The 4,468-nt window shown below is 71.6% G+C and carries 4 protein-coding genes and 2 tRNA genes; 2 read left to right on the top strand and 4 right to left on the bottom strand.

Annotated elements, in window-relative coordinates:
- Positions 1-72: 72 nt before the first annotated feature.
- Positions 73-321 carry a WhiB family transcriptional regulator gene (locus tag ACFFHC_RS04585; protein ID WP_070705212.1) on the bottom strand — a complete coding sequence of 83 codons (249 nt, stop codon included), beginning with the start codon at positions 319-321 and terminating at the stop codon, positions 73-75.
- A gap of 268 nt (positions 322-589) precedes the next feature.
- Positions 590-665: transfer RNA gene (locus tag ACFFHC_RS04590), tRNA-Lys, on the bottom strand.
- A gap of 179 nt (positions 666-844) precedes the next feature.
- On the opposite strand from ACFFHC_RS04590, the gene ACFFHC_RS04595 reads away from it, so the two are divergent.
- Positions 845-2,164 carry a YihY/virulence factor BrkB family protein gene (locus tag ACFFHC_RS04595; protein WP_141494900.1) on the top strand — a complete coding sequence of 440 codons (1,320 nt, stop codon included), beginning with the start codon at positions 845-847 and terminating at the stop codon, positions 2,162-2,164.
- 133 nt (positions 2,165-2,297) lie between these two features.
- Here the strand turns inward: ACFFHC_RS04595 and ACFFHC_RS04600 are convergent.
- Together ACFFHC_RS04600 and orn are read right to left on the bottom strand one after the other, a co-directional pair.
- Positions 2,298-2,373: transfer RNA gene (locus ACFFHC_RS04600), tRNA-His, on the bottom strand.
- 115 nt (positions 2,374-2,488) lie between these two features.
- Positions 2,489-3,175: an oligoribonuclease gene (gene orn / locus ACFFHC_RS04605; RefSeq protein ID WP_141494899.1), complete on the bottom strand. Its 687-nt coding sequence runs from the start codon at positions 3,173-3,175 to the stop codon at positions 2,489-2,491.
- A gap of 48 nt (positions 3,176-3,223) precedes the next feature.
- On the opposite strand from orn, the gene ACFFHC_RS04610 reads away from it, so the two are divergent.
- A complete protein-coding gene (locus ACFFHC_RS04610) occupies positions 3,224-4,381 on the top strand; it encodes a PrsW family intramembrane metalloprotease (protein WP_101850007.1) in 1,158 nt (385 codons plus the stop codon).
- The last annotated feature ends 87 nt before the right edge of the window (positions 4,382-4,468 follow it).

Consider the following 4,468-nt stretch of genomic DNA (forward strand, 5'->3'; position numbering starts at 1 on the left):
GTGGCGGGCGTTCCGCTGTGTTCGGGAGGGGCGGCGGGGGGAGTGGTTCCCGGTCGGCCGCCCGGAGGGGCGTCAGCTGGCGCGGCGGGCGCGGGCGTTGCGGCGCTTCAGGGCGCGGCGCTCGTCCTCGGAGAGCCCACCCCAGACGCCGGCGTCCTGACCGGTCTCGAGGGCCCACTGCAGGCAGGTCTCGGTCACCTCGCAGCGTGCGCACACCTTCTTGGCCTTCTCGATCTGCTCGATGGCCGGGCCCGTGTTCCCGATGGGGAAGAACAGTTCCGGGTCCTCGTCGAGACAGGCCGCCTTGCTTCGCCAGTCCATGTCCAACCTTTCGAGAACACCGTGTGAGGGTGCGTGTCGCCGAATCGTCCGGGTGCGGGACCGAGCACGGACCGTGGGGGCCGTCCTGTGGGGCCGATCGCCGACAGTGCCGGATCACCTGGTGCCCATCCTCACAGTCGGATCGACGCGTGGCAAGGGATTCCGGGTCACGTCACACGATGCGACGGCTGCGGGTTCCTCATTCCGGCGATGCCGAAAAGACGGTGGGCGCACGAGAGCCCCGGCGTGAACCGGGGCTCTCGTGAAGTGGTGCGCCAACAGGGACTCGAACCCCGAACCCGCTGATTAAGAGTCAGCTGCTCTGCCAATTGAGCTATTGGCGCAACGGAGGAGTACATTACACACACCTCCCGTGAAACGCAAAATCAGCATGGTGGTGCGGAGTCTGCGGAGGGGAGTGGCGCAGTTCATGGCCCCCTGACCGGCGCTGCGGCCTGCACGCGGGCGCCCGGCGGGGCAGGATGGGAGGGCACCGTGACCGCACACTTCCCCGAGGACCCGCATGAGCCCTTCCGAAGACGACCTCTGGACCACCTCCCGGCCGGCGCACGAGCTGGAGGAGCAGGTGGCCCGTGACCGCGCGGCCCGTCGCCGTGAGCAGGTGGCCGACTGGACGCAGGACGACCCTGCGGGTGAGCGGGGCGGGGAGGGACGGACCTCCCGCCCCGAGGCCTCGACGGCCACCGGCGACGAGCCGCAGGCCGCCCCCGCCGGAGCCAGCCACGCCGTGCGCACCGCCGGCGAGGAGGGGCGGGCCGACACCCGCGGGCACGGCAACGCGGCCGACCGCCGCGGCGGCGAGGAGCTCAACACCCCGCTGGGCAGCCACGAGCCGGAGACCCGCAGCAAGGACCTCGGTGGCGACGGCTGGAAGCTCGTGGGGCGCCGGGCGCTGCACTCCTTCGGCGAGGACAAGTGCACCGACCTGGCCGCCGGTCTGACCTACTACGCGGTGCTCTCGATCTTCCCGGCCCTCATCGCGCTGGTCTCCCTGCTCGGTGTGTTCGGCCAGGGCGAGACGACCACGCAGGAGTTCATCGGCATCGCCGAGCAGGTGGGCGCCCCGGAGAACGCCACCAGCTTCCTGGAGACCTTCATCAGCGAGCAGCAGAAGACCGCTGGGGCGGGCCTGGGCCTCGTCGTCGGTCTGCTGGGTGCCCTGTGGTCGGCCTCCAACTACGTCAACGCCTTCAGCCGCACCATGAACTCGATCTACGAGGTCAAGGAGGGCCGCCCGTTCTACGTGGTGCGCCCGCTGATGGTGGGCCTCACCGCCGTGGTGCTGCTCGGCATCGTGGCCATCGGCCTGTCGTTCGTGCTCACCGGCCCCCTGGCCGAGGCCGTCCTGGGCCGCGTGGGCCTGGGCGACACCGCCATCACGGTCTGGAACTGGGCCAAGTGGCCGGTGGCGGCCCTGGTGGTCATCCTGCTCATCCGCCTGCTCTTCTGGGCCACCCCCAACGTCAAGCTCCCCAACCGCCTGCTCACGCCCGGTGCCGTCCTGGCCTTCGTGGTGTGGGTGCTGGCCACCGCGGCCTTCGGCCTGTACATCGCCTTCGCCGGCAACTACGACGCCACCTACGGCGCCATGGCCGGTGTGATCATCTTCCTGCTGTGGCTCTGGCTCACCAACACGGTGGTCCTGCTCGGCGCCGAGGTGGACGCCGCGGTGATCCGGGTGCGCAACCTCGCCGACGGCGCGCAGGTGGAGGACGAGTTCGACCTGCCGGTGCGGTCCGAGAAGGCCATCGCCAAGGCCGAGAAGAAGTACGACGCCCTCATCGAGGACTCGCGCGAGTACCGCCTCGCGCACATCCGCTGAGCGAGCCCGCCCACGAGGGCCCGCCGTCCCGCACCGGGAGGGCGGGCCCTCGTCGTGCCGGGGGAGTGGGGTGGCCAGGTCGCGCCGGTGCACGAGGAAGGCCCGGGATCCTGAGGATCCCGGGCCTTCCCGATGGGGTGAGCGACGGGACTTGAACCCGCGACCACCGCGACCACAACGCGGTGCTCTACCAGCTGAGCTACGCCCACCATCGCGTGATTCCGGCACCGCAGCGCCGGACAGCGGGGAACATCCTAACCCCTGTTGGGCAGTGCTCGTGCACCGAGGCCCCGTGGCGTCCTCCACGGCGCACCGGGCCGGGGTTCACGAGCCGAGGGCGTGGCGCGCGGCCACCTCCCGGGCCTCGTCGGTGGAGGGCCCGGGGGCGGCCACGAAGACGGCCTCCCGGTAGTAGGCCAGCTCGGCGATCGACTCGCGGATGTCGGCCAGGGCGCGGTGGCCGCCGGCCTTCTCCGGGGCGTTGAACCAGGCCCGCGGGTACCACCGGCGCGAGAGCTCCTTGATCGACGACACGTCGATGAGGCGGTAGTGCAGGAAGGCGTCCAGCTCGGGCATCTCGGCGGCGATGAAGCGGCGGTCGGTGGCGATGGAGTTGCCGGCCAACGGGGCCTTGCCCGCCTCGGGCACCCAGGTGCGCACGTACTCCATGACCAGCCGCTCGGCCTCGGCGGCGGAGACACCGTGTTCGATCTCCTCCAGCAGGCCGCTGTCGGTGTGCATCCTGCGCACCACGGGGTTGAGCTCCTCGAGCACGCCGAGGTCCTCGGGTCGGATGACCACCTGCACGCCCTCCCCGAGCACGTTGAGCTCGAAGTCGGTGACCAGGGCGGCGATCTCCACCAGCACGTCGTGGCGCTCCAGGCCCGTCATCTCGCAGTCCACCCACACGATGCGGTCGGTGAGGGAACGGTGGTTGCCCGACGGGTTGGGGCGCTCGGCGGCGCCGGCCGCGGGGCCGGTGGGGGCGGGGGAGGTCGCGTCAGTGGTCACCCGTCCAGCGTAGCGAGGGGCTCCCGGCGGGCCGCCTAGCCTGTGCCCATGCCGTACACGCCGTACACCCAGCCCCCTGCCCGTGACTGGCCCGCCACCATCGCGCTGGGGAGTGTGCTGGTGGTGCTCTTCGGCATCGGGGCGCTGGTCATGGCGCTCACCCTCGGTCTGCAGTTCGGCGAGGTGGCGCTGCCGCTCATGGTGCTGCTGGCCGCCGTGCCGCTGTGCATCGTGGTGCCGGTGTTCCTGTGGCTGGACTCCTTCGAGCGCGAGCCCACGTGGCTGCTCCTGCTGGCCCTCGGGTGGGGGGCCGTGGTGGCCACCGGGTTCGCCCTGGTGGTCAACGAGATCGGCTACGCGGTGGCCTCGCTGTTGGCCCTGTCGGCCGACGCGGTGACGGCCGTGGTGGTGGCGCCGCTGGCCGAGGAGTCGCTCAAGGGCCTGTTCCTGCTGGGTCTGCTGTGGTTCCGGCCGCGGGCCATCGACGGCGTGCTCGACGGCATCGTCTATGCCGGGGTGGTCGCAGCCGGCTTCGCGTTCATGGAGAACATCGTCTACTTCGCCACCGCGGTGGCCGAGGAGGGCACGGCCGGGCTCACGGCCACCTTCGTGGTGCGTGGTCTGGTGAGCCCCTTCGCGCACCCGCTCTTCACCGCTTGCACCGGCGCGGCCGTGGGGCGCGCCGTGCTCTCCCGGGAGGAGGGCTGGCGTATCGCGTGGCCGGTCTTCGGCTGGTGCGCGGCGGTGCTGCTGCACGGCATCTGGAACCTCGCCATCGTCTTCCCGGCGGGGTGGGTCCTCGTCTACCTGTTCTTCGAGGTGCCGGTGTTCGTGGCCTTCCTCGTCTTCGTCCTCTGGCTGCGCCGCCGCGAGCTGCGCACCATCGCCACCCACCTGCAGCCCTACGTGGACCACCGGCAGGTGACCTCCTTCGAGGCCCGGATGGTGGGCGACCCGTCCGAGCGGGGGCGGGCGGTGGCCTGGGCCGGGGAGCGCGCCGGCGGCCAGGGCCGGCGGGCGATGAAGGACTTCCAGCGCACCGCCACCCGGCTGGCCCACGTCCGCGCACGCCTGGACCGGGCGCACCACCGCAGCGGTCCGCTGGGCACGCGGCCGACGCGCACCTGGGAGGCCCGGGAGCTCCACGAGCAGCGGGTGCTGTTGGAGCGGCTCGCCGAGCAGCGGCGGCGCTTCGCCGGGGCCTGAGGGGCGCCGGCGGCACGGCCTAGATGTGATGTCCAGGGACGTTGTTGCGTGACTCGCTGACAGGTGAAGGCCTCCTGTTGCGAGAGT

Source organism: Kytococcus schroeteri, assembly GCF_042433515.1.
GTDB classification, from domain to species: domain Bacteria; phylum Actinomycetota; class Actinomycetes; order Actinomycetales; family Dermatophilaceae; genus Kytococcus; species Kytococcus schroeteri.

Excerpts from the sequence above, each read along its gene's own strand:
- ACFFHC_RS04610 (WP_101850007.1), top strand. The coding sequence starts at position 3,224 with ATGCCGTACACGCCGTACACCCAGCCCCCTGCCCGTGACTGGCCCGCC.
- ACFFHC_RS04595 (WP_141494900.1), top strand. The coding sequence starts at position 845 with ATGAGCCCTTCCGAAGACGACCTCTGGACCACCTCCCGGCCGGCGCAC.
- ACFFHC_RS04585 (WP_070705212.1), bottom strand. The coding sequence starts at position 321 with ATGGACTGGCGAAGCAAGGCGGCCTGTCTCGACGAGGACCCGGAACTG.